General features: G+C 72.9%; 22 protein-coding genes. 7 read left to right on the forward strand and 15 right to left on the reverse strand.

Annotated elements, in window-relative coordinates; all coding sequences use genetic code 11:
- Window positions 1-36 precede the first annotated feature (36 nt).
- Window positions 37-1,062 (forward strand): helix-turn-helix domain-containing protein, encoded by a 1,026-nt coding sequence (locus tag ABZ937_RS10750; protein WP_361688768.1) that lies wholly within the window; start codon window positions 37-39, stop codon window positions 1,060-1,062.
- Here the strand turns inward: ABZ937_RS10750 and ABZ937_RS10755 are convergent.
- The 4 genes from ABZ937_RS10755 to ABZ937_RS10770 form a co-directional block, all read right to left on the reverse strand.
- Window positions 964-2,229: an MFS transporter gene (locus tag ABZ937_RS10755; RefSeq protein ID WP_361688771.1), complete on the reverse strand. Its 1,266-nt coding sequence runs from the start codon at window positions 2,227-2,229 to the stop codon at window positions 964-966. The genes ABZ937_RS10750 and ABZ937_RS10755 overlap by 99 nt on opposite strands.
- A 100-nt stretch (window positions 2,230-2,329) precedes the next feature.
- Window positions 2,330-3,379, reverse strand: coding sequence for a Zn-dependent alcohol dehydrogenase (locus ABZ937_RS10760; protein WP_361688774.1), 1,050 nt, complete (start codon window positions 3,377-3,379; stop codon window positions 2,330-2,332).
- Window positions 3,379-4,527: an acyl-CoA dehydrogenase family protein gene (locus ABZ937_RS10765; RefSeq protein ID WP_361688777.1), complete on the reverse strand. Its 1,149-nt coding sequence runs from the start codon at window positions 4,525-4,527 to the stop codon at window positions 3,379-3,381. Before ABZ937_RS10765 ends, ABZ937_RS10760 begins: the two co-directional genes overlap by 1 nt.
- A 98-nt stretch (window positions 4,528-4,625) precedes the next feature.
- Window positions 4,626-5,537, reverse strand: a complete 912-nt coding sequence (locus ABZ937_RS10770; protein ID WP_361688780.1) for an SDR family NAD(P)-dependent oxidoreductase — start codon at window positions 5,535-5,537, stop codon at window positions 4,626-4,628.
- Between the two features lie 86 nt (window positions 5,538-5,623).
- Between ABZ937_RS10770 and ABZ937_RS10775 the strand changes: the two genes are divergently transcribed.
- Window positions 5,624-6,550, forward strand: coding sequence for a cyclase family protein (locus ABZ937_RS10775; RefSeq protein ID WP_361688783.1), 927 nt, complete (start codon window positions 5,624-5,626; stop codon window positions 6,548-6,550).
- A gap of 251 nt (window positions 6,551-6,801) precedes the next feature.
- Here ABZ937_RS10775 and ABZ937_RS10780 read toward each other — a convergent pair whose 3' ends face one another.
- The 5 genes from ABZ937_RS10780 to ABZ937_RS10800 all read right to left on the reverse strand — a co-directional run bounded on the left by ABZ937_RS10780 (window position 6,802) and on the right by ABZ937_RS10800 (window position 11,027).
- Complete coding sequence (locus ABZ937_RS10780; RefSeq protein ID WP_361689445.1) at window positions 6,802-7,275, reverse strand: ATP-binding protein; 474 nt, start codon at window positions 7,273-7,275, stop codon at window positions 6,802-6,804.
- Between the two features lie 18 nt (window positions 7,276-7,293).
- On the reverse strand, window positions 7,294-7,431 hold the full coding sequence (locus ABZ937_RS10785) for a hypothetical protein (RefSeq protein ID WP_361688785.1): 138 nt from the start codon (window positions 7,429-7,431) through the stop codon (window positions 7,294-7,296).
- A gap of 397 nt (window positions 7,432-7,828) precedes the next feature.
- On the reverse strand, window positions 7,829-8,695 hold the full coding sequence (locus ABZ937_RS10790) for an acyl-CoA dehydrogenase family protein (RefSeq protein WP_361688788.1): 867 nt from the start codon (window positions 8,693-8,695) through the stop codon (window positions 7,829-7,831).
- 2 nt (window positions 8,696-8,697) lie between these two features.
- Window positions 8,698-9,831, reverse strand: coding sequence for an acyl-CoA dehydrogenase family protein (locus ABZ937_RS10795; RefSeq protein ID WP_361688791.1), 1,134 nt, complete (start codon window positions 9,829-9,831; stop codon window positions 8,698-8,700).
- On the reverse strand, window positions 9,831-11,027 hold the full coding sequence (locus ABZ937_RS10800) for an amidohydrolase family protein (protein WP_361688794.1): 1,197 nt from the start codon (window positions 11,025-11,027) through the stop codon (window positions 9,831-9,833). The genes ABZ937_RS10795 and ABZ937_RS10800 overlap by 1 nt, the downstream gene beginning before the upstream one ends.
- 102 nt (window positions 11,028-11,129) lie before the next feature.
- On the opposite strand from ABZ937_RS10800, the gene ABZ937_RS10805 reads away from it, so the two are divergent.
- Complete coding sequence (locus tag ABZ937_RS10805) at window positions 11,130-12,626, forward strand: AMP-binding protein (RefSeq protein WP_361688796.1); 1,497 nt, start codon at window positions 11,130-11,132, stop codon at window positions 12,624-12,626.
- Window positions 12,627-12,636: 10 nt separating this feature from the next.
- Here the strand turns inward: ABZ937_RS10805 and ABZ937_RS10810 are convergent, their stop codons facing one another.
- Window positions 12,637-13,149, reverse strand: a complete 513-nt coding sequence (locus ABZ937_RS10810) for an EF-hand domain-containing protein (protein ID WP_361688799.1) — start codon at window positions 13,147-13,149, stop codon at window positions 12,637-12,639.
- A 404-nt stretch (window positions 13,150-13,553) separates the two neighbouring features.
- Entirely contained in the window at window positions 13,554-13,943 is a 390-nt protein-coding gene (locus ABZ937_RS10815) for an STAS domain-containing protein (protein ID WP_361688802.1), read from the reverse strand.
- A 341-nt stretch (window positions 13,944-14,284) separates the two neighbouring features.
- Between ABZ937_RS10815 and ABZ937_RS10820 the strand changes: the two genes are divergently transcribed.
- Window positions 14,285-14,842 (forward strand): sigma-70 family RNA polymerase sigma factor, encoded by a 558-nt coding sequence (locus tag ABZ937_RS10820; RefSeq protein WP_361688805.1) that lies wholly within the window; start codon window positions 14,285-14,287, stop codon window positions 14,840-14,842.
- Window positions 14,839-16,176, forward strand: coding sequence for a zf-HC2 domain-containing protein (locus ABZ937_RS10825; protein WP_361688808.1), 1,338 nt, complete (start codon window positions 14,839-14,841; stop codon window positions 16,174-16,176). The genes ABZ937_RS10820 and ABZ937_RS10825 overlap by 4 nt, the downstream gene beginning before the upstream one ends.
- Before the next feature lie 18 nt (window positions 16,177-16,194).
- Here ABZ937_RS10825 and purU read toward each other — a convergent pair whose 3' ends face one another.
- Window positions 16,195-17,079, reverse strand: coding sequence for a formyltetrahydrofolate deformylase (gene purU / locus ABZ937_RS10830; RefSeq protein WP_361688811.1), 885 nt, complete (start codon window positions 17,077-17,079; stop codon window positions 16,195-16,197).
- Window positions 17,080-17,125: 46 nt separating this feature from the next.
- On the reverse strand, window positions 17,126-17,626 hold the full coding sequence (locus ABZ937_RS10835; RefSeq protein ID WP_361688814.1) for a hypothetical protein: 501 nt from the start codon (window positions 17,624-17,626) through the stop codon (window positions 17,126-17,128).
- A gap of 117 nt (window positions 17,627-17,743) precedes the next feature.
- Between ABZ937_RS10835 and ABZ937_RS10840 the strand changes: the two genes are divergently transcribed.
- Complete coding sequence (locus ABZ937_RS10840; protein WP_361688817.1) at window positions 17,744-19,069, forward strand: ABC transporter substrate-binding protein; 1,326 nt, start codon at window positions 17,744-17,746, stop codon at window positions 19,067-19,069.
- A 39-nt stretch (window positions 19,070-19,108) separates the two neighbouring features.
- Here the strand turns inward: ABZ937_RS10840 and ABZ937_RS10845 are convergent, their stop codons facing one another.
- A complete protein-coding gene (locus ABZ937_RS10845) occupies window positions 19,109-20,740 on the reverse strand; it encodes a hypothetical protein (protein ID WP_361688820.1) in 1,632 nt (543 codons plus the stop codon).
- Between the two features lie 200 nt (window positions 20,741-20,940).
- The gene (locus tag ABZ937_RS10850) at window positions 20,941-22,326 is read right to left on the reverse strand and encodes a transcriptional regulator (protein ID WP_361688823.1); all 1,386 of its coding nucleotides are present in this window, start codon (window positions 22,324-22,326) and stop codon (window positions 20,941-20,943) included.
- A 286-nt stretch (window positions 22,327-22,612) separates the two neighbouring features.
- On the opposite strand from ABZ937_RS10850, the gene ABZ937_RS10855 reads away from it, so the two are divergent.
- Complete coding sequence (locus ABZ937_RS10855; protein ID WP_361688826.1) at window positions 22,613-23,278, forward strand: bifunctional DNA primase/polymerase; 666 nt, start codon at window positions 22,613-22,615, stop codon at window positions 23,276-23,278.
- Window positions 23,279-23,367 lie beyond the last annotated feature (89 nt).

Here is a 23,367-nt window from a genome sequence, read left to right on the forward strand (position 1 = left end):
TATGATCGGGCCACCGCTGACGCATAGGATCTGGCCATGACGAGCGCAGGGGAATTCCGGCCGCACCGCGTCGCCGTCCTCGCCCTGGACGGCCTGCTGCCCTTCGAGCTGGGCATCCCGCACCGGATCTTCGGCCGGCCGCGGGACGCGCGGAACCGCCACCTGTACGAGGTCGTGACCTGCTCGATCCGGCCGCCCGGCCCGGTCGAGACGGACGCCGACTTCGCCGTGTACGTCGCACACGGCCCGGAGACGCTGGCCACGGCCGACACGGTGATCGTCCCGGCCTCGTACGAGCTGGGCCCGGTCTACGAGGAGGGCCGGCTCACCGACGAGCTGGCCGCCGCCCTCGCCCACATCCGCCCCGGCACCCGGCTCGCCGCCATCTGCACCGGCGGTTACGTCCTCGCCGCCGCCGGCCTGCTGGACGGCCGCCCGGCGACCACGCACTGGGTGGACGCCGAGCGCTTCCAGCGGATCTTCCCGAAGGTCAGGGTGGACGCGGACGTGCTGTTCATCGACGACGGGGACGTGCTGACCTCGGCGGGCGTGGCCGCCGGGATCGACCTGTGCCTGCACATGGTCCGCCGCGACTTCGGCACGGCGATCGCCAACGAGATCGCCCGGATGACGGTCGTACCCCCGCACCGCGACGGCGGCCAGGCCCAGTACATCCACCGCCCGGTCCCCGACCCCCAGCTGGCCACGACGACCGCCGCCCGCGCCTGGGCGCTCGGCAGGCTGCACGAGCCGATCCAGCTGCGGGACATGGCCGAGCAGGAGGCCATGTCGGTGCGCACCTTCACCCGCCGCTTCCGCGAGGAGGTCGGCGTCAGCCCCGGCCAGTGGCTCACCCAGCAGCGCGTGGAGCGCGCCCGGCACCTGCTGGAGTCCACCGATCTGCCGATGGACCGGGTCGCCCGGGAGTCGGGCTTCGGGACGGCCCAGTCGATGCGGCAGCACCTACAGGCTGCGCTCGGGGTCACGCCCACCGCGTACCGGAGGACCTTCCGGGCCGGCGGCGGTGCCGAGCGGCACGGGGGTGTCGGCGTCCTGCGCTGACCGGCCGGCGCGTATCTCCCCCCACCGGACGACCGACGTCAGCAGCAGGGTCAGCGCCACCCCGGCCAGGATCGCCGTCGACGGCGCGGTGAGCGGCAGCAGGACGCCCGCGAGGGAGCCCGTCGCCGCGTAACCGGCGCCTACGGCCGCGTACATCACCGAGTAGCCGGCGGCCAGGGCGTGCGGCGGGAGCACCTCGCGCAGCGACAGGTTGCGGGTGAGCATCGCACCCGACTGGAGCAGCCCGGCCAGGCCCAGCGCCACCGCGATGCCCGGCGCGGCGGGTATCAGGGCGACCATCGCCACCGCGGCCGACATCGCCACCAGCAGGACCAGGCTGCGGGTGCCGAGCCGCCCCGGCCAGGACCGCAGGCCGTACAGGAACGCGCCGACGGCGGAGGCCACCGACATCACGGTGAGCAGCGGGCCCGCCCAGCCGACGCCGATGCCGCGCTGCTCCAGCAGGGCGGGCAGGACGAGTTCGGCGAGGGCCAGCAGCGACAGACTCGCCGCGCCCGTGACGTACACCGGCCAGGCTCGGGCCAGCACGCGCAGCTTCGACGCGCCCTGCCCCTGCTGCCCGTCGTGCTCGTCCGCCGCCCAGCCGGCCGGCAGGAACCACAGGCCCACGACGGACGACGCCATCAGGGCGGCTTCTAGCAGCAGGGGGAGGCGCGGGTCGGCACCGAGGGCGAGGCCGGTGACGGCGGCCGGGGAGACGGCCCAGACGCCGAACGTGAGCATCGACTCGACGGACAGCGCCTGGGCCGCCGCGCGCCCCGGGACCAGGGAGGTGAGCAGCGTGCGCAGCCCGCCGGGCACGGCGGCGGGACCGGCCCCGGCGAGGAAGGCGAACGCGGCGAGTATCGCGGCGGGCGCGTCCGGGAACGCGCCGAGGCCCGTGAAACCGGCGGTGCCCGCGGCGAGACCGGCCGCCAGGTGCGGACGGGCCCGTGCGGGGTCCAGGCGCATGCCGAGCACGGGCGCGCCGATGATCTCGCCGATGACATAGGCGGCTGCGAGAGCCGCGCCCAGGGAGTAGCCGCCGGGACGCTCACGGACCAGGAAGACCAGGGCCAGCGGGGCCATGGCCACCGGCATCCGGGCGCCGACGGCCACCAGGGCCCAGGCCAGGACCCGCCGGGAGACGACATCGCGGTAGCTCATGTCTCGACGGTAGGGCGCACCACCGACAACCGCCGACCCCATTTCCCGAGCCTGCGGACAACTCCGCCCGCACCCACGGCCGTCGCCGCCTGACACCGGCTCAGAACGTGAGCACCGCCCGTGCCACCCGTCCCGCCTCCGCGTCCGCCCGGGCCTTCTCGAAGTCCTCCACCGGATAGGCCGCCGTCACCAACTCGTCGAGCAGCAGGCGGCCCTGGCGGTACAGCTCGGCGTACAGGGCGATGTCCCGCTGGGGGCGCGAGGAGCCGTAGCGGCAGCCGAGGATCGACTTGTCCAGGTAGAGGGAGGAGACCAGGAAGGACGCCTCGGCCGTGGCCGGGGGCACGCCGAGCAGGATCGCCTGGCCCCGGCGGTCGAGCAGGTCGACGGCCTGGCGGATCAGCTCCACCCGCCCGACGCACTCGAACACGTGGTCGGCGCCGGTCGGCAGCAGGTCCCGTACCCCCTCCGTCGACGTCAGGAACTCGGTCGCGCCGAACTGCCGGGCCACCGTCTCCTTCGCCGGATTGGCGTCCACGGCCACGACGGCGAGCGCTCCCGCGAGCCGCGCGCCCTGGAGGACGTTCAGCCCGATCCCGCCCGTGCCGATGACGACCACGCTGTCCCCTCGGTCCACCCGCGCCCGGTTCAGGACCGCGCCGACCCCGGTGAGCACCCCGCACCCGATCAGCGCGGCGGACGTCAGCGGGATGTCGGCGGGGATCCGTACCGCCTGCACGGCCTTGACGACCGTGCGTTCCGCGAAGGCCGAGTTGGCGGCGAACTGGTGCACCGGGTCCGCCCCCCGGGTGAACGGCTTCCCCGGGCGCCCGATCGCCTGCCGGCACATCGTCGGCCGGCCCCGGTCGCACTCCGCGCACGTACCGCAGTTGGCGAGCGTGGACAGGGCCACATGGTCGCCGGGGGCGACATGGGTGACGCCCGCGCCGACCGCCTCCACGACCCCGGCACCCTCATGGCCGAGGACCACCGGCACCGGGAACGGGATGGTGCCGTCCACCACCGAAAGATCGCTGTGGCACAGCCCGGCCGCCGCGACCGCGACCAGCACCTCGCCGGGACCCGGTGCCCGGACCGCCAGGTCGTCGACGACCCTCACCTGCTTGCCGTCGAACACCACACCCCGCATCACACGGCCCCCTTCGGCTCTCCCGGCAGACCGAGCACACGCTCGGCGATGATCGTGCGCTGGATCTGGTCCGAGCCGCCGTAGACGGTGTCGGCCCGGGTGAACAGGAACAGGTGCTGGGCCGCGTCGATCTCGTACGGCGACGAGGCCGACCAGTCCGCGGGCCCCACGGCCGCCCTCGCCCCTCTGACCTGGACGGCCAGTTCGCCCAGCCGCTGGTGCCAGTTCGCCCACAGCAGCTTGGCCACGCTGGGCGCGCCCGGGTCGCCGGTGCCGCCGAGGGTGCGCAGGGCGTTCCAGCGCATGGCGCGCAGCTCGGCCCACTGCTCGACGAGCCGGGCGCGCAGGACCGGGTCGCGTACGGCACCGTTCTCCACGGCCGCTTCCACGACCCCGGCCAGCTCCGCGGCGAACCCGATCTGCTGGGCCAGCGTGGACACCCCGCGCTCGAAGCCGAGCAGGCTCATCGCCACCCGCCAGCCGTTCCCCTCTCCCCCGACGACGTGCTCCACGCGCGCGCGTGCCCCGTCGAAGAAGACCTCGTTGAAGTCGCTCGTGCCGGTCAGCTGCCGGATGGGCCGCACCTCGATCCGGCCGGGCTGGTCCATGGGGACGAGGAGGAAGCTGAGGCCGTGATGGCGGCGGGAGGCGGGGTCGGTCCGGGCCAGCACGAAGCACCAGTCGGCCTCATGGGCGAGCGAGGTCCAGATCTTCTGCCCGCTGATCCGGTAGTACGCCCCCTCGCGCACCGCGGCGGTGCGTACGCCGGCCAGGTCCGACCCCGCGCCCGGCTCGCTGTACCCCTGGCACCACAGCTCCTCGCCGGCCGCGACCGCCGGCAGGAACCGCCGCTTCTGCTCCTCCGTCCCGTGAGCGATGAGGGTGGGAGCGAGCAGCTTCTCCCCGATGTGCCCGCAGCGCGGGGGCGCGGCCGACCGGGCGTACTCCTCGGCCCACACGACCTGTTGGGTGAGTGTCCCCGTGCGGTTGCCGAATCCCGACTCCGCCCAGCCGAGCCCGATCCACCCTGCTTCACCGAGGGTGCGTTCCCAAGTGCGCCGGTCCACGGTCGGATCGGCCTCGGTTGCGAGCCAAGCGCGAATCTCGGTACGGAAGTCCTCGTCCTCCTGGCTGAACCCGAAATCCATAAAGCCCCCTCAGCTTGAGCGCCCCGACGGGGCGCGGGGAACTGCGCGAGAAACCAGGACGAGCCCGCAGCCGCCCGACCACAACGCGCCCCGAGTTATCAGGCGTTCGGCCGAGAAGAAGCCCGCGCCGCCTCTTCCATCGCCAAGAGCTGGGACAGCATCGGCATCGGATCCACCCCTACCGTCCCCGGCAGAAGCTCCGCGATCCGCTCCGGCGTCCAGGGCCCCTCCCCGTACACCGAACGGAGTTCCCTCGGCTGGGCCCACACCGCGATCTTCGGCCCGGCGACCGTGTACACCTGTCCGGTGACGCCCTGCGCCGCAGCCCGCTCGGACAGCAGGTACACCACCAGCGCGGCCACGTCCTCCGGCTCGCCGATCTCCGCCAGCCGCATGGGCACGTTCGCGGACATGCGCGTACGCGCCACCGGGGCCACCGCGTTCGCGGTCACCCCGTACTTGTGCAGGCCGAGCGCCGCGCTGCGCACGAGCGAGATGATCCCGCCCTTCGCCGCGCTGTAGTTGGCCTGGGAGACGGAGCCCTGGTGGTTGCCGCTGGTGAAGCCGACCAGGGTCCCCGACCGCTGCCCGCGCATCACCGCGGAGGCCGCCCGGAACACCGTGAAGGTGCCCTTCAGGTGGGTGGCGACCACCGGGTCCCACTCCTCCTCGGTCATGTTGAACAGCATCCGCTCCCGCAGGATGCCCGCGACGCACACGACGCCGTCGACACGGCCGTAGGACTCCACCGCCGTGTCCACGACCCGCTGCCCGCCCGCCATGGTGGAGATGTCGTCGGCGACCGCGACGGCCTCGCCGCCCGCCGCCTCGATCTCCTTGACGACGGCCTCGGCGACCTCGCTGGTGGGCGAGGCGCCGTCCACCGCCACGCCGTAGTCGTTGACGACGACCTTCGCCCCCTCGGCCGCCGCGGCCAGCGCGACCGCCCGTCCGATCCCGCGCCCGGCACCCGTCACGGCGACGACCTTGCCTGCCAAGAAGTTCCCCACGCCCGGCCCCTTCCCGCGGTTTCTGACGGCCCGTTAGATTTTATGGCGCGCCGGACGCACGGACACAAGCCCCGGGGAGGCACCGGATGACACTGCCGGAGGAGTTCCACGAGATCGCGGGGCGCGTGAACAACTGGGGGCGCTGGGGCGCCGACGACGAGATCGGCACGCTGAACCTGATCACCGACGACGTCGTACGCGCGGCAGCCGCCGAGGTCCGCACCGGCCGCCGCGTACCCCTCGCCCTCCCGCTGCGGCAGGACGGTGTGCAGACCGGCGTGATCCCGGGCCGGGTCAATCCGCTGCACGCGATGGTGCAGCTCAACCAGGAGCTGTTCGGTCCGGGCACGGTGGCGTGCAGCGACGACTCCGTGACCATGGGGCTGCAGGCCGGCACCCACTGGGACGCGCTGACCCATGTCTCGCACTCCGGGAGGCTCTACAACGGCCGCCCGGCGCACACGGTCACCGCGCACGGCGGCGCCGAGTTCAGCGGCATCGACAAGGTGCCGCACCTCGTCTCGCGCGGGGTACTGCTGGATGTGGCACGCGCGCATGGCGTGGACCGACTGGAGGGCGGGCACGCCGTCACGCCGGAGGATCTGGCGACGGCCGAGGAGTTCGGCCGGGTGCGCGTGCGGGCCGGGGACGTCGTGCTCGTGCGGACCGGGCAGGTGCAGGTGTATCTGGCCGGGGACAAGCACGGGTACGGCTATCCGTCGCCGGGTCTGTCCGTCCGTACGCCGGAGTGGTTCCACGCGCGCGATGTGGCCGCGGTCGCGAACGACACGCTCACTTTTGAGATCTTTCCGCCCGAGATCGACAATCTGTGGTTGCCCGTGCACGCCCTGGACCTGGTGGAGATGGGGATGCTGCAGGGCCAGAACTGGAATCTCGAAGAGTTGTCCACAGCCTGTGGAGAAACGGGACGGTACGCGTTCCTGCTGTCGGCGATGCCCGAGCCGTTCGTCGGCGCGACGGGAACACCGGTGGCACCGGTGGCGATTCTGTGAACGGCGGCGACAGCACCGCGGATGGCGGCGCGCCTCCCCCCACCGTCACGCGCGCCGCCACCCGGTACGACCCACACTCGACGAGGACCGCCGAAGGCCGGGCCCTCGCCGTCCCCTCGCGGCGAATCGTCGCCCACCAGCCTGATCAGCCGCCCAGGGGACGTCAACGCCGGTGCGGGCACCTGTGGTGACATCGCGTTCGCGGCACCCGCGCACGGGCGCATCCCCCGGCGCACTGCCGCTTGGGGCCGCTACACCGCTTCGTAGGCGAGATCCTCGTACGCGGACCGTCCGCCCCCGTACGCCATCGCCGCGCTCTCCTGGGACGGTGAACAGCGGTCCAGCTCGCACCAGATGCTCTTGCCGGCGCCTTCGGGACTCCAGCCCCAGCGGTCGGCGAGGCAGTCCACGAGGGCCAGGCCGCGGCCGCCGGTGGCGTCACGGCCGGCGCAGCGGGGCACGGGGGCGCGGGAGCTGGTGTCGGCCACCTCCACCCGGACCGTGGCCGACGGGCCGTCCTCGGCCGCCGGGCCCGGCAGACACAGCCGCAGCACGGCCGGCCGGCGGGTGTGCACCACGGCGTTGGTCACCAGCTCGGAGACGAGCAGGATCAGGGTCTCGGCCAGGGGCTCGTCGGCCGTTATCCCCGACCCGGCGAGCCGCGCGCGGGCCCATCTCCTGGCCCGCCCCACCTCCGCGGGGTCGGGCCGGATCTCCAGCTGCACTTGAAGCACCTGCACCGCTCACACCATCCGAACCGGCGGACACATGGCCCCGAGCCATCCGCGCGCCGCGGCGTCAGCCGCGGCGGCGATCGCGACGAGGGCCACGATCGTAGCCATTTTCTGCATGGCCAGAACAACGGCCAGAGCAAGGGTCACGGACTGTGACTCCCTTGCGAGACAGCATGGTTGACGTACAGTCACCCCAACAAGCGCTTCGGGCATATTCCCGCGCGAAGGAGTACGCGTAAGGCATACTGTGCGACGCTTGCGCCGGGGAGTCGAACAGGCGGGGGCAACGGCCCTGAACGCCCCGCGAGCAGCGGCGCGCACCGCGCGACCCGGCGCCGCCCCAGGGGCATTGCCGGCTCGGCTCGTACGCGCGGCCACTCGCATCCCACACAAGGTACCGGAGCGGGCACCCGACTCCGGGCCGTGACGAGTCCCGCGAAGGACACAACCCGGTATCGACGCTCCGTGACTCCGGTACGCCACGATCCGCGACATCGTGGGCCATGGCTTTCCGGGCGGCGCAGTCCGGGGCGCCCCCGGCGGCTCAGCCGGCCAGCGTGGAGGCGAGCAGTTCCTCACTCTGCGTGCTCCCCCCGGCGCGCTGAGCGCGCACCCAGGCGCGTTTCAGGTGCAGATGCACGTCCGCCTCCCAGGTGAACCCCATCCCGCCGTGCACCTGGAGGCAGTCGCGGGCCCCCTGCACTGCGGCCTCGTCGGCGAGCAGCCGGGCGGCCGCGATGTCGGCGGGGTCGGCCGTGACGGCGGCGGCGTAGACGGCGGCGCGGGCGGTCTCGGCCCGCACCAGCACGTCCGCGCACAGCTGCTGGACGGCCTGGAAGGCGCCGATCGGCCGCCCGAACTGCTCGCGGGTCCGGGCGTGTTGCGCGGCCAGCTCGCACACCCGTCCCGCTGTGCCCAGTTGTTCGGCGGCGGTGAGGAGCACGGCCTCCGGAACCGGGTCGCCGGCGGCGGGCGCCCGGTGCAGCGGGGTGAGCGGGTCCACCGACCGCAGCGGCACGGCACCGGCGGCGTCCCCGTGTACGACGTCCGCCGCGTCCAGCCACTCCACCAGCTCCCCGTCGACGGCCGCCACGACCGTCTCCCCGCGCGCCGCGCCGGGCACGCCGCCGGCCGCGAGGTGCGTGGCCACGAGTGGCCCGGGCAGCAGGGCCCGCCCTGCCTCCTCGAAGACCAGTACGGCCTCGGGCAGGCCCAGTCCGACCCCGCCGTCCGCCTCGGGCAGCCGCAGCGCGAAGAACCCGGCCTCCCCGAGGGTCCGCCACAGCGCCCGGTCGAGCCGCCCCGGCGCGTCGACGGCCGCGCGCAGCGCCTCCCGCCCGAAGCACCGCTCCAGCAGCTCCCGGACACCTGTGCGCAAAGCCCGTTGATCATCGGTGAGTTGGAACCGCACGGTCACCTCCCCCTCGGCAGGCCGAGGATCCGCTCGGCCACGATGCCGCGCTGGATCTGCGAGGTCCCGGCGGCGATGGTGTACGACAGGGAGGACAGCCGGTCGAGCGTCCAGGGCCGGTCCAGATCGAGGCTGTCGGGGCCGAGGACCTCGGCGGCGGTGTCGTACAGCTCCTGCCGGGCGTGCGAGTAGCGGAGCTTGAAGACCGAGCCGCCGACGCCCGGCACCCCGCCGCTCGCCTCCGCCGCGCTCACGTTCCACTGGGTCAGCCGCCACAGCGCACGGAACTCGGCGTCCATCCGCCCGAGCCGCCGGCGCAGCACGGGGTCGTCCCAGCGCCCGTTCTCCCGGGCCGCGTCCGCGAGTTGGCGAAGGACGCGCCGGCAGGCGACGACCTCGCCGACGAAGGCGGTGCCGCGTTCGAAGGAGAGGGTGACCATGGTGACGCGCCAGCCGTCGTTCTCCTCCCCCACCCGGTTGGCGACCGGCACCCGCACCTCGTCGAGGAACACCTCGGCGAACTCCGCCGACCCGGCGAGCGTGCGCAGCGGCCGTACGGTGATGCCCCCGGCGTCCATCGGCAGGGCGAGCCAGGTGATGCCCCGGTGCCTGGGCGCGTCCGGGTCGGTGCGGACCAGCAGTTCGCACCAGTCGGCGACTTCGGCGTGCGAGGTCCAGATCTTGGACCCGGTCACCACGTAGGTGTCGCCGTCCCTCCGCGCGCGGGTGCGCAGCGACGCGAGGTCGGAGCCGGCGTCCGGTTCGCTGAACCCCTGGCACCACACCTGCTCGCCGCGCAGGATCGGCGGCAGCCAGCGTGCCCGCTGCTCGGCGGTGCCCTCGGCGGCGATGGTGGGCCCGGCGTGCAGCAGCCCGACGAAGTTGGCGCCGACATAGGGGGCGCCCGCCTTCTCGGTCTCCTCCAGGAAGATCAGCCGCAGGGTCGGGGAGGCGTCCCAGTGGACGCCGGCGTACCCGGCGTCGTACAGCATCCGCTGCCAGCCGAGGTCGTAGGCGCGGCGGCCGGGCCAGTCGTCGGGCGACGGCCTGGCCGGCAGGGTGGGCAGCGCCTTGGCGAGCCACTCGCGCAGCCGGGCCCGGAACTCCTCCTCCTCGGGCGTGTACGAGAGGTCCATCAGTCGTCGAGGTCCAGGCCGAGCATGCGGATGGCGTTGCCCCGCATCAGCTTGTGCACCGTCTCGTCGTCCAGGCCCTTCACATGGTCGAGGGCGACCTCCTTGGTGTGCGGGAAGGTCGAGTCGACGTGCGGGTAGTCGGTCTCGAAGGTGGCGTTGTCACGGCCGACGACGTCCAAGGACGCGACCCCGTGCTTGTCGCGGAAGAAGCAGCAGAAGATCTGCCGGTAGTAGTACGTCGACGGCGGCTCGGGGATCAGGTCCCTGACCCCGCCCCAGGCCCGGTGCTCCTCCCAGACGTCGTCGGCGCGTTCCAGGGCGTACGGGATCCAGCCCATCTGGCCCTCCGAGTACGCGAGGGTGAGCCGCGGGAAGCGCACCAGGACCCCGCTGAAGAGGTAGTCCATCATCGAGGCCATCGCGTTGTTGAAGCTCAGGGACGCCTGGACGGCGGGCGGTGCGTCCGGGGAGGCGGCGGGCATCTGGGAGCTGCTGCCGATGTGCATGTTGACGACGGTCCCCGTCTCCTGGCACACCGCGAAGAACGGGTCCCAGTACCCGGAGTGGATGGACGGCAGCCCGAGATGGGTGGGGATCTCCGAGAAGGTCACCGCCCGCACCCCGCGCGCCGCGTTCCGCCGGATCTCGGCGACGGCCAGCTCCACGTCCCACAGCGGGATGAGACACAGCGGGATCAGCCGCCCCCCGCTGTCCCCGCACCACTCCTCCACCATCCAGTCGTTGTAGGCGCGCACACAGGCGAGGGCGACCTCCTTGTCGTGGGCCTCGGAGAAGGTCTGACCGCAGAAGCGCGGGAAGGTCGGGAAGCAGAGGCTGGCCTCGACGTGGTTGAGGTCCATGTCCTCCAGCCGGGCCTTGGGGTCCCAGCATCCGCGCCGCATCTGCTCCCGGGTGATGCCCTCCAGGGTCATCTCGTCCCGGTCGAAGCCGACGGCGGCGATGTTCCGCTTGTACGGGAACTTCAGGTCCTCGTAGATCCACCAGTCGGTCGGCGGACCCTGCGGGTCCATGGTGATCTGGTACTTCCCGCCGACGTACGCCAGCTCCCCGATCCCGGCGGTCAGCGGCCTGGGCCCGCGGTCCCGGTACTTGGCGGGCAGCCAGGTCTCGAAGAGGTGGGCGGGCTCGATCACGTGGTCGTCGACGCTGACGATGCGGGGCAGTTCGGTAGCCATGAGGTCCCCTCCGCCGGACTGGCGCTTACCCGGATGGACTTATCTGATGGTCCGTCAGATAGCATGTCACCTGACGAGTCGTCAGCCAAGCAGGGGGCACCCGTGAGCGAGACCCCGCACACCCTGAGCTCCGCCCGCACACTGTGGGAGCTGGTCACCCGCCGCGCCGCCGTCACTCCCGACCGCCCCGTCCTCCTCCAGGCCGACCGCCGGCTGACCTTCGGCGAACTGCGCACACGCGCCGAACGCGTCGCGGCGGGCCTGTACGGCATGGGCGTGCGCCCCGGCACGGTGGTCGCCTGGCAGCTGCCCACTCGCATCGAGACCGCCCTGCTGTCCTTCGCCCTGGCCCGCCTGGGCGCCGTACAGTCCCCGGTGATCCCCTTCTACCGGGACCGGGAGGTCGGCTTCGCGCTGCGCGAGTCGAAGGCGGAGTTCTTCGCCGTACCGGGCGTCTGGCGCGGACACGACCACACGGAGATGGCGCACCGCCTCGGCGCCAAGGGCGTCTTCGAGGCGTACGACAGCCTCCCCGACGGCGATCCGTCCGTACTCCCCCCGCCGCCCGCCGAGGGCGCCTCGGTCCGCTGGATCTACTGGACCTCGGGCACCACGTCCGACCCCAAGGGCGTGCTGCACACCGACCGCTCCCTGATAGCGGGCGGCTCCTGCCTGGCGCACGCGCTCCGCCTCACGCCGGAGGACGTCGGCTCGATGGCCTTCCCCTACGCCCATATAGCCGGCCCCGACTACACGGTGATGCTCCTGCTCTACGGCTTCCCCGCGGTGATGTTCGAGCATTTCGCACTGCCGGAGGCGCTCGCGGAGTACCGGCGGCACGGGGTGACGGTGGCGGGCGGCTCCACGGCGTTCTACTCCATGTTCCTGGCCGAGCAGCGCGGGCAGCCGGACGAGAAGGTGATCCCCTCCCTGCGGCTCCTCGCGGGCGGCGGCGCCCCCAAGCCGCCCGAGCTGTACCACGCGGTGGTCCGCGAGATGGGCGTCCAGCTCACCCACGGCTACGGCATGACCGAGGTCCCGATGATCACGATGGGAGATCCGCGGGACACCCCGGAGAACCTGGCGACGACCGAGGGCCGCCCCCCGGCCGCCATGGAGATCCGGATCGTGGACGGCGAGGTACGCCTCCGCGGCGAGGCCGTCTGCCAGGGCTATCTGGACCCCGCCCAGACGGCCGCGGCCTTCGACCCCGACGGCTTCCTGCGCACCGGCGACCTCGGACGGTTGACGGAGTCCGGCCATCTGGTCCTCACCGGCCGCCTCAAGGACGTGATCATCCGCAAGGGCGAGAACATCTCCGCCAAGGAGATCGAGGACCTGCTGGCCGCGCATCCGGCGGTGGCGGACGTGGCGGTGATCGGCCTTCCGGACCCCGAACGCGGCGAACTGGTCTGCGCGGTGGTCGAACAGCCGTCAGGCTGCACGGCGTTGACCCTCCCGGAACTCGTGTCCTACCTCCGGGCGGAAGGACTGTCCGTGCACAAGCTGCCGGAGCGGCTCGAGGTGGTGGACGCCCTTCCACGGAACGACACCCTGCGGAAGGTGCTGAAGTACAGGTTGCGGGAGCGGTTCGGGTGAGTGACGCCTGCTACTCCGGCACGGTGAAGTACCGCGCGAACGCCGGTACGATCTCCCGCTCGTCGACCTCTCCGTCACCGTCGGTGTCGAGGGCGGTGGCCGCCGCCTCGGCGAGGTCGGCCGGTACGCGCAGGGCGCGCAGCACGCGGGCGGCGCCGGACACGGTGATCCGGCCGTCGGCGTCCGTGTCGGCCAGCGCCAGGGCCGCGTGCAGGAAGGGGCGGGCGATCTCGGCGAAGCGGTCGGGGTTGTCGCGCAGCCGCTTGACCGCGCCGGTGACGAACTCCTCGCGGGTGATGCGCTGGTCGCCGTCCCGGTCCGCGATGCCGGCCATGCCCTGCCAGAACGCCTCCGCGCCGACGTACAGCGCCTGCCCCTTGTCGGAGCGGGCGGTCACGGCGAACTCGGCGAGCAGCGCCTTGGCCGCCGCGCTGAAGTCCTCGCGGTCGATCCAGCCGTTGCCGTCCTGGTCGAAGGTGGCGAACCGGGCGGCGATCCTGCGTTCGTACTCGGTGCTGACCATGTCTCTTCGGGCCGCCTTACGTGAGGGTCGTACGTGGGGTTGACCTGGAGGGGAGGGTACGACGCGGGTGGCCGTCGGACGACGGAAACCCGGCGGTTGTGCCAAGACCGGGGGAATTCTGCGACAACTGTGTGGCCACATCGCGAAGTCGCAACACCCGCACGAGCAGAGCCGGAGTTCCGATCGGAGCCGGCCACGCGGGCAGGGGAGGCGGAGCCGGCCGGTCGGACGGAGCCCGCCACTCACGCGGAACCCACCGCCCAAGCGGAATCGACCGCTCAGGCGGAGTTGGTTGATCAGGCGCAGCCCGCCGCCCAGGCGCAGCCCGCCGCCCAGGCGGAGTTGGCCGGTCAGGCCCAGCCCGCCGCCCAGGCGGAGTTGGCCACTCCGGCCGCGTCGGGCTGTCAGGCGGAGAGGGGGCCCGCCTCGGCGGTCGTCGGGTCGTCCGTCGTCGCGGAGTCGAGGTCGGGGCGGACGTCGAAGAGACGGCGGACGCCGAGCGCGCCGAGGACGCGGTTGACGTGCGAGCCGTCGTCGGCGCCCCGGTCCGGAAGGATCAGCCGCAGCCGGCCCTGGCAGGAGCGGATCAGCCGGCGGGCGGCGATGAGGACGCCGACCCCGCTGGAATCGCAGAAGAACACGTCGGAGAGGTCGACGACGAGCCTGTGGTGGCCCGCGGCGACGACGTCGTGCACCCGTTGGCGCAGCACCGGCGAGGTCATCAGGTCCAGCTCTCCGGACACCCGGAGCACGGCCCACTCGCCCTGTTCGACACCGGTCACGTTGAATGCCACGGCCCTGCCCCTCCGCTCGCCGGATCTCCCGGAACCGCCCGGAAACGGAAGCAGTTCCTACGTTTCTCTTCGCGCGGCTGCCCAGCGGCCGTTCCCTGAAACGTGACGCGGCAAACGGCGACTGATCAATAGGGGGCTTGTTTTGGTCATTGCCGATCCTGTTCGATCGGAGATGCGCGCACCTCGCGTGAAGGTTATGTGAAGAGGGCACTATCACCTGCGGCCCTCCAGGGGGCGCACATTGACGCAACGGGGCGTGCACTGTCAGACGTGGCGACTACATTCGAGTGGGCAGGACCGACAGGCTGGACGGGCCGGACACGGCGAGGGGAGGGGACCGCATGGCCAGGAGGGACGCACCGCCCCGCTGGGACCGCAAGATGCAACAGCGGCTCGCCCGCGGCGAGGCAGCCGCCCTCGGCGAGCTGTACGACCGGTTCGCCTCCCTCGTGCACAGCCTCGCCCACCGCGTCCTCGGCGACGAGGAGGCCGCCGACACCGTGACCCGCGAGGTCTTCGCCCACGTCTGGGAGCACCCCGAGATCTACGACCCCAAGCAGGGCCCGCTGCGCTCCTGGATCGCCGCGGTCACCCACCGGGTCGCCGTGCAGCGGCTGCGCGACCGGGAGGAGCTGGAGCAGCCCCGGCCCGAGGAGCGGGAGAGCACGGTCCGCCGCGCCTCGGTCGCCGCCCGCGCCGACTACATCGTCCACTCCATGCCGGCCCCGCTGCGCGCCGCCCTGGACCTGGCCTACTTCCAGCGCCGTGACTACCGCCAGACCGCGGCCGACCTCGGCGTCACCGAGGACGAGGCCCGCCGCCGGCTCCGCCTCGGCCTCCAACTGCTCTCCACCGCCCACGACACCGGCACACCGCCGGGATACCGGGGTGCGGTGTGAGCGGGACGGGCCGGTTCGAGGAACACGACGAACACGACGGAGGCAACGCCGGCGGACGCGGGGGTGGTTCGGGGGACGTCCCGGGTGGTGCCGGCGGACACGACCCGACCCCGATGCCGCGCATACCCACGCCCCGCGCCTCCGTGGAGGACAGTGGGCTTCCGCTGCCCGACCTCGCCGACCTGGGGGACCCCGCACCCGTGCCGCCCGACCTGTCGCACGACGTCCTGAAGTCGCTGCTCGGCGCCTGGGCGCTGGCCGCCTGCTCCGCGGCGGAGACGGCGGCCGTGGAGCAGCACCTGGGCGGCTGCGGCCCGTGCGCCGACGAGGCCCGCCGGCTGCGCGAGGCGGTCGGCCTGCTGCACCAGCCGGAGAGCCTCGACCTGGATCCCGGGCTGCGCACCCGCGTCCTGGAGAACTGCCTGAACCGCCGCCCGCCGCGCATCCCGCTGCCCGGCTGGGCCGCGCCGTACGACGCCGAGACCGCGCGTCTTGACGCGCTGCTGCAGGACTTCGGGGACGCGGAGTGGCATGCGCCGGTCCGGCTGCGGTGGTTCGAGGCCGACGCCCCGACGAACCGTCGTACGACCGTCGCCGGGGTGATCGCGCACCTGCTGTCGGTGGACGGGCTGGTCGCCGCGGCGCTCGGTCTGGAGGACCCGCTGGCCGAGGTCGCCGATGCGGCGGCGGAGGGCGCCACGGGCCCGGCCGGCCGCACGGAGGCGTACTGGCGGGCCTCGCACTTCCCGCCGAACCGCTCGGTGCGGGGGCCCTGGCGGGAGCAGAGCCACGGCCTGGTGCGGACGGTGTCCTTCACCGGGAGCCACGCGGGCAGACTCACGGTGTCGTACGACGACTTCGCGCTGCCGCTGCACGACGCGATGCTGGACCGCGCCTTCGAGTGCTGGGTGCACGCGGAGGACATCGCGGAGGCGGTGGACTATCCGTACGAGCCGCCGGCGCCGCGGCATCTCAACCGGATGATCGACCTGGCGGCCCGGCTGCTGCCCACGGCACTCGCCGAGCGCCGCCGCGCGGGACTGTCCGAGCCGGGCCGCCGGACCCCGCACCTGGTCCCGGCCGGCGCGCCCGGCCGCAGCCTGCGGCTGGAGATCGAGGGCGCGGCCGGCGGCGAGTGGCTGATCCCGCTGGACTCACCGGCGGCGGTGGGCTCCGCCGACTTCGAGGTGGCCCATGTGGCCCTGGACGGCGTGGAGTTCTGCAGGCTGGCCGCGGGCCATGTGTCGCCGCAGGACGCGGCGGTGGGCCAGGACGGCGACCGCCAGGCGATCAGGGACGTGCTGTACGCGGCGGCGAGTCTGAGCCGGATGTAGGCACCGCCTTGAGGCCTGTCAGGCGAAGACCACGGTCCGGCGGCCGTTCAGCAGAATGCGCCGCTCCGCATGCCACTTCACCGCCCGCGCCAGCGCCTGGCACTCCACATCGCGGCCGACGGCCACCAGCTGGTCCGGCGTCACACCGTGCCCGACCCGCTCGACCTCCTGCTCGATGATCGGCCCCTCGTCCAGGTCCGCGGTGACGTAGTGCGCCGTCGCCCCGATCAGCTTCACACCCCGCGCATGCGCCTGGTGGTACGGCTTCGCGCCCTTGAAGCTCGGCAGGAACGAGTGGTGGATGTTGATGATCCGGCCGCTGAGCCGCTTGCACAGGTCGTCCGAGAGGACCTGCATGTAGCGGGCGAGGACGACCAGTTCGACGTTCTCCTCGCGGACGATCTCCAGCAGCTTTGCCTCGGCCTCGGACTTGGTGTCCTTCGTGACCGGAATGTGGTGGAAGGGAATGTTGTAGGAGCCCACCAGCTCCTCGAAGTCGGTGTGGTTCGACACCACGCCCACGATCTCGACCGGCAGCGCGCCGATCCGCGCCCGGAACAGCAGGTCGTTCAGGCAGTGCCCGAACTTGCTGACCATCAGCAGGATGCGCATCTTCTCGTCGGCCCGGTTGATCTGCCAGTCCATGTGGAAGGAGTCACCGACCGCGGCGAAGCTCGCCCGCAGCTTGTCCACGGTCGCCGGCGCGTCGGCCGAGAAGTGGACCCGCATGAAGAACAGTCCCGTGTCGTGGTCGCCGAACTGCTGGCTGTCCTCGATGTTGCAGCCGGTCATGAACAGATAGCTGGACACGGCGTGCACGATGCCCTGCTTGTCCGGGCAGGAGAGCGTGAGGACGTACTGATCGGCCGGCGCGGCGGCGGAAGAGGCGGACTGCTCAGTCATGCACTACAGGGTCCCATACCGGCCGGGCCGCGGGGGCCTCCGTCCGCTACGCGGACCGCGTCAGGATCCGCAGCACGTCCAGGCTCTTCGGCGGCGCGTCCGGGTCCTCCCCGTCGCTCGCCGACATCCGGACGTGCGCGTCCCGCGCCGCCCGCACCGCTTCCGGCCAGCCGGCGTGCTCCAGGTACGCGGCGACCGGCGCGTCCGGGCCGACCTGGTGCATGATCCGCAGCACCCGCAGCACGGCGGTGTCGACGAGCGCCGCCTCCTGCGAGTCCCGGAATATGGTGCCGACGTACTTCTCGGCCGACCAGTTGTCCAGCCAGGTGTCCTCGACCAGCCGGTACACGGCGTCCGTCACGTCGCCGTAGCCGTCCACGCCGGCCAGCCAGACGTCCCGCTGGAACCCGGGATCGGAGAGCATGTGCAGCGCCGAGCGCACGTTGCTGCGCCACCGCCACCACGGCATGTCGTTGAGGGGCATGCCGCCCATGGTGGAGGAGCGGCGGCCGCGACGGGAAGTGTTCTCCGAACCTTGCACGGTCATCGATCGTACGTTCTTCGCCCCACGGGTCTCACTGGCCCCCGTAATTCACCTGGACGTCACCCTTCGTTGACCAAGGATCACTCCCCGGTTAGCAGTGTGAGGGAATCGTGCATGTGCATGACCGGCAGGCGACGCACCCGTACCACCTCTCTTCCCGCTCTCCCCCGCCCCGTCAGAGCCACGGCCCTCGCGGCAGGCGCCGTGGCCCTCTGTGCGTCGCTCACCGCCGCATGCGGGGTCATCCCCGGTGCCACGGGGGGCTCCGGGGATGACCCGATCAAGGTGATGACCTGGGCCCCGCAGGACACCGACGCGACCAACAAGCCCGGCATGCCCGCGATGGCCCGCGCCTACGCGCGGTGGATCAACTCCCAGGGCGGCATCAACGGCCGCAAGCTCGAGGTGCTGACCTGCAACGACCACAACGACAGCGTGGGCGCCGCGAAGTGCGCCCGGCGCGCGGCGGCCGAGAACGTGGTCGCGGTCGTCGGCTCGTACAGCCAGTTCGGCGACTCCTACCTCGCCCCGCTGGAGGGCGCCGGCATCCCCTACATAGGCGGCTACGGCGTCACCAACGACGAGTTCACCGGCGCCATGTCCTACCCGGTCAACGGCGGCCAGCCCGCCCTCCTGGCCGGCCTCGGCAAGGCCCTCGCGGCCAGCTGCGGCAACATCTCCCTGGTCCGCCCCGACAGCATCGCCGGCGACGAGCTGCCCGCGATGCTCGACTCCGGCCTCAAGGCGGGCCGGCACGCGGACGCCGGCGACCAGCTCGCCGCCGAGGACGCCACCGAGTACGGCGGCCAGGCCGAGCAGGCGCTGCGCTACGCGACCAAGGACGTGACCAGGAAGGGCTGTGTGGTGCCCGCGCTCGGGGACCGCACGGACACCTTCATGGACTCCTTCCGCCGGACCCGCGAGAGCTACCCGGCCGTGCGCACCGCGACCGTCCTCGGCAGCGTCGACCAGACCGTGATCAACGCCACAGGCGGGGCGGGCGGGCCGTACGAGGGGGCGTACATCACCGGCTGGTACCCGGTCGCCTCCGACTCCCGCTGGGACCCGATGAAGAAGGTGATCAACGAGGAGGCCTTCGGCGACAACCGCATCGACCCCGCGGACGCCGGCGTGCAGACCACGTGGATCGCCTACACCGTGCTCAGGGCCGTCCTGGAGAAGATCGGCGACGGCGAGGTCAGCTCCGACACCGTGCGGCGCACCCTCAACGACGGCCTGCGGGTCTCCACCGGCGGCCTCACCCCGACCCTGCACTGGCCCTACGAGGGCAAGCTCTCCGCGGTCGGCTTCCCCCGGCTGGTCAACGCCGACGTGACCCTTCAGGTGGTCGAGGGCGGCAAGCTGGTCGCGGCCCGCAAGGGCATCGGCGGCACCAACGGCATCGCCGACATGACCTCCACCCTGGAGAACGCGGACGTGCCGTGACGGACCCCGGCGCCGGGGTCCGTCAGCGCCGACGGCTGATCACAGCTGGGTGGGCTGGCGCTGGGTCAGGCCGTACTTCGTCGCGATCGCGTTCCACAGCGCCGCCGCCTTCGTCTTCTGCGCGCTGGCGGTGCCGCTCTCCCGGTTGCCGGCCTGGGTCTCCCCGGTGGTCCGGGCGTGCCCCTTGTGGCAGACCTTGCGGTTCTTGGCCTGGCCGGCCCAGGCCGCGTAGTGGTTGTCGGCCGCGGCGGACGCCTGCCAGGCCTTGGTCAGCGCGGCCGTCAGATCGGCGTTGCCCGGCAGCTTGTCCACGGACAGCTTGCCGAGCCGGGTGACCAGCTCGCCGCGCTGCCCCGCCGCGTCCCGCAGGTTGGCGGCGGCCTGGTCGAGGTTGTCGCACCGCTTGACGTCGGCCACCGCCTGGATCACCGAGGCCCGGCTGCTGCCGCTGTCCGCGAGCAGCTTGTCCAGCTCGACCGCCTGCGCCCGGGCGGGGTCGGCGCTGGGCGAGGCGGAGTCCTGGCCGGCCGGGGACGCGGCGGCGACCGTCTTGTCGTCACCGCCCTGGTCCTTGCCGCCCCCGCTGCTGAGCAGCGCGCCGGCGCCGACGCCGAGCACGACGATGCCCACGCCGATGGCGGCGATCAGCGGCACCCGCGACCGTCCGCCGCGCCGCCCGCCGTCGTCGTACTCCCGGTCGTCGTACGACGGCTGCGCCGGGTGGTACGACGACTGCGCCGGGCCGGGGTGGGCGTCCGGCTGCTGGACGCGCGGGAGCTGCTGGGTGGAGCCGGCCGGGCCGCCGTCGCCCGCCGGGCCGCCGCGGAAGAGGTTGTCGAACTCGGCGGGCGGCTGCCGGTCCGCCCCCTGCCCCTGGGCCTGGGCGGAGTAGGGCGGTATGTACTGCGTGGCCTCCGCGTCGGAGTGCGCGGGCGCCGCCTGCCGGGGCACCTGGCCGAGGTAGCGGGTCTCCTCGCCGCCCGACTCCGGCGGCAGCGCGCCGGGCGTCACCGGCGGCATGTACTGGGTGGCCGCCTCGTGCACGGAGGCCGCGGGAGCGGCGGCGACCGGCGGTATGTACTGGGTCGCGCCCTCGTCCACGGGCGCGGCGGGACCGGCGGGGACCGGCGGTATGTACTGGGTCGCGCCGTCCGCCGTCGGGGGCAGCGGGGCGCCCGTGGCCGGGTACGCGTCCGGCACGGCGGGCGGGAGCGGCGCGGCGGGCTGCGCAGGGTACTGCTGCTGGTGCTGCTGATAGGGGTCCGGTGCGCCGTACGCGGGCTGCTGCGCCGCGCCGTAGCCGCCGGGAGCCATGGGCTGGCCACCGTAGGACGGCGCCTCACCGCCGTAGCCGGGGGCCTGGCCGCCGTACGACGGGGCCGGGGCGCCCTCCGGGGGCAGCGGGCCCGGGCTCGCGGCGGGCGGCGACTGCTCGCCGGGGCCGCCGGGCGCGCCCCACTGCGGGGCCGCCGCCGGGTAGCCCTGACCCTGCTGCGGCGCCTGCTGCTCGGGGCCCCAGGAACCGCCCCAGGCCCGCCCGCCGGCCGGGCCGGCGGGCGCGGGCGTCCCGGTCATGCCCGGCAGCAGGGGCTCGCCTCCGTCGGAGGGCAGCACGATGCCTTCGTGCGCGGGCCGCGCCGAGGGCTCCTCGCCCTGTCCACTCTGCGTCACCGGGACTCCTACGAATGGGGGACCTTGTGAATTGTCGGCTCACGCTACCGGGTCCCCCGAGCCGCGTGCCACGCAGCTCAGGCCGCGATCCCCTTCCCTGTGACAGCGGTAACAGATCCTTTCCGCGATGCGGAGTCCATGCCGCCCGGCGCACGCCGGGTGCCGTTTCCCGCCCGTTCACGCCCCCGCCGGGGCGGTGTTCACGCGGCCTGCTGGAGATCGAGGCGCGCCCCGAACTCCCTTACCACCGCTTCGTCCCGGAACGGCTCCAGGCGCTGCTGGAGATCGTCCAGATACTCGGCGCCCCGGTTGGAGCGGAGTGTCTCCAGCAACTCCACCGCTTTGAGGCCGGTGTTGCAGGCCTGCTCGATCTCGCGCTGCTGCACCTGGGCCGTGGCGAGCAGCACATAGCCGATGGCGCGCCGGCGGGCCCGGGACTCGGGGTGCCCGGCCAGCGACTGCTCGGCGTACCGCGCCGCCTGCTCGGCCTGGCCGAGGTCGCGGTGGCAGTGCGCCAACTCGTCGGCGAGATAGGCCTCGTCGAAGTGCGCGATCCACACCGGGTCGTCCCCGGCAAGGCCGTCCGCCTGCTCCATCGCCGTGACCGCCCGCCCGCCGGCCGTCTGCGCCGCGCGCGCGTCCCCGAGCAGGGCGTGCCCGCGCGCCTCGGCGGCGTGGAACATCGCCTCCACGCGCGGGGTCACATGCCCGCGCGCCCCCTCCTGCGCCGCCCGCGCCAGCTGGGCGATCTCGCGCGGGTTCCCGAGCTGCGCGGCGAGATGGCTCATGGACGCGGCGAGGACGTAACCGCCGTACCCGCGGTCCCCGGCGGCCTGCGCGAGCCGCAGCGACTGGATGTAGTACCGCTGGGCCAGGCCCGGTTGGCCGGTGTCCACGGCCATGTACCCGGCCAGCTCGGTCAACCGGGCGACAGCGGCGAAGAGTTCCCGGCCGACCGCCTCCCGGTACGAGCCCGCGAGCAGCCCGGAGACGACGCTGTTGAGGTAGTGCACGACGACCGGGCGGACATGCCCGCTGCCGTACTGGTGGTCCAGGTCCGTCAGCGCCTGGGTCATGGACCGTACGGCGGCCACGTCGGCCTGGCCCACGCGCGGGCCCGCCTGCCGGGCCACCTGGGCGTCCGGCGCGGAGATCAGCCAGTCCCGGCTGGGCTCGACCAGCGCGGAGGCGGCGACGGAGGAGCCGGACAGGAAGTCCCGGCGCCCCACGTCGCTGCGCCACAGCTCGCAGACCTGCTCGATGGCCCCCAGTACCGTCGGCGAGAACTGGAGACCGACTCCCGATGCGAGGTTCTTGCCGTTGGCCATGCCGATCTCGTCGATCGTGACCGTACGGCCGAGCTTGCGCCCGAGCGCCTCCGCGATGATCGCCGGGGCCCGGCCCCGCGGCTGCTGACCGCGCAGCCAGCGGGCCACGGACGTCTTGTCGTAGCGCAGGTCGAGGCCGTGCTCGGCCCCGCACATGTTGACCCGCCGGGCCAGCCCGGCGTTCGAGCACCCCGCTTCCTGGATGAGTGCCTGCAGCCGTTCGTTCGGCTGCCTCGCCACGAGAGGCCTTGCGGCCATGTGCTACCCCCTGCGTTGCGTTCCCCTGGAGCGTGTTGCGACCCTCCGGAGCGTGAAGATCCGGCCGGGAAGATCACTGCCCAGCTGACATACCGTCAATGCGCGACATGTGCGGTTTGCCGGGGTAAAGACGCATGCTCCCCCACCCCTGGCTACCCAGTCCACGCCCCGCTTCCTCCCGCGCGCCCCCGGTCATGCACCCATGCGCCCCGACTGCGGAATCGATGCTCCTCCCCCGCGCGCGCTACAGCCGTAACTCCAGGTGGGTGCGGGAGTTGAGTGGAGCGTGGAAGAGACGATCGCGGGCGCCCAGGACACGAAGATTGCCGGTCACATTCCGCAGCAGCGCGGGGAATCGCTGCTGGAGACGGCCGTACGGTATGCCGAGGAACGGCACTGGGACGTGTTCCCGGGCACCTGGCTGGAAGCCGTCGACGGGATGCAGCGCTGCTCGTGCGGCGACGCCTCCTGCCCTGCGCCGGGTGCGCACCCCACGCGCCCCGACTGGGCGACCCAGGCGACCGGCAGCGCGACCGTCGCGCGCCGGATGTGGCAGAAGCAGCCGACGGCGTCGATCCTGCTGCCCACGGGGCGGACCTTCGACGCGCTGACCGTCCCGGAGAGCGCGGGGTTCCTGGCGCTCGCCCGGATGGAGCGGATGGAGCTGACGCTCGGGCCGGTCACGCTGACCCCGGACCGGCGCATGCACTTCTTCGTGCTCCCGGGGGCGTCCGCGAAGGTGCCGGAGCTGGTGCGCAAGATCGGCTGGTCGCTGTCGTCACTGGACCTGGTGGCGCTCGGCGAGGGCGCGTACGTGGCGGCACCGCCCACACGGTTCGGATCCCGGGGCGCCGTCCAGTGGGCCTGCCGGCCCACCCCGGCAAACCGCTGGCTGCCGGACGCGGAGGAACTGATCTCCCCCCTGGCCTACGCGTGCGGCCGGGACCGTTAGCAGTTCCCCGCGCCCCTTCAGGGGTGCGGGGAACTGCGCGAGAAACCCACCACGACCCGCACCCGCCGACGAGACGGCAACCCGGCAGA

It is taken from the genome of Streptomyces sp. NPDC046727 (assembly GCF_040645635.1).
In the GTDB taxonomy this organism is placed as follows: Bacteria; Actinomycetota; Actinomycetes; order Streptomycetales; family Streptomycetaceae; genus Streptomyces.

Bases quoted from the DNA above. Each gene is read 5' to 3' on its own strand.
- ABZ937_RS10775 (WP_361688783.1), top strand. From the start codon at position 5,624: ATGACACTGCCGGAGGAGTTCCACGAGATCGCGGGGCGCGTGAACAAC.
- ABZ937_RS10840 (WP_361688817.1), top strand. From the start codon at position 17,744: ATGACCGGCAGGCGACGCACCCGTACCACCTCTCTTCCCGCTCTCCCC.
- ABZ937_RS10850 (WP_361688823.1), bottom strand. From the start codon at position 22,326: ATGGCCGCAAGGCCTCTCGTGGCGAGGCAGCCGAACGAACGGCTGCAG.
- ABZ937_RS10835 (WP_361688814.1), bottom strand. From the start codon at position 17,626: ATGACCGTGCAAGGTTCGGAGAACACTTCCCGTCGCGGCCGCCGCTCC.
- ABZ937_RS10750 (WP_361688768.1), top strand. From the start codon at position 37: ATGACGAGCGCAGGGGAATTCCGGCCGCACCGCGTCGCCGTCCTCGCC.
- ABZ937_RS10755 (WP_361688771.1), bottom strand. From the start codon at position 2,229: ATGAGCTACCGCGATGTCGTCTCCCGGCGGGTCCTGGCCTGGGCCCTG.
- ABZ937_RS10810 (WP_361688799.1), bottom strand. From the start codon at position 13,149: ATGGTCAGCACCGAGTACGAACGCAGGATCGCCGCCCGGTTCGCCACC.
- ABZ937_RS10765 (WP_361688777.1), bottom strand. From the start codon at position 4,527: ATGGATTTCGGGTTCAGCCAGGAGGACGAGGACTTCCGTACCGAGATT.
- ABZ937_RS10795 (WP_361688791.1), bottom strand. From the start codon at position 9,831: ATGGACCTCTCGTACACGCCCGAGGAGGAGGAGTTCCGGGCCCGGCTG.
- ABZ937_RS10760 (WP_361688774.1), bottom strand. From the start codon at position 3,379: ATGCGGGGTGTGGTGTTCGACGGCAAGCAGGTGAGGGTCGTCGACGAC.
- purU (WP_361688811.1), bottom strand. From the start codon at position 17,079: ATGACTGAGCAGTCCGCCTCTTCCGCCGCCGCGCCGGCCGATCAGTAC.
- ABZ937_RS10820 (WP_361688805.1), top strand. From the start codon at position 14,285: ATGGCCAGGAGGGACGCACCGCCCCGCTGGGACCGCAAGATGCAACAG.
- ABZ937_RS10800 (WP_361688794.1), bottom strand. From the start codon at position 11,027: ATGGCTACCGAACTGCCCCGCATCGTCAGCGTCGACGACCACGTGATC.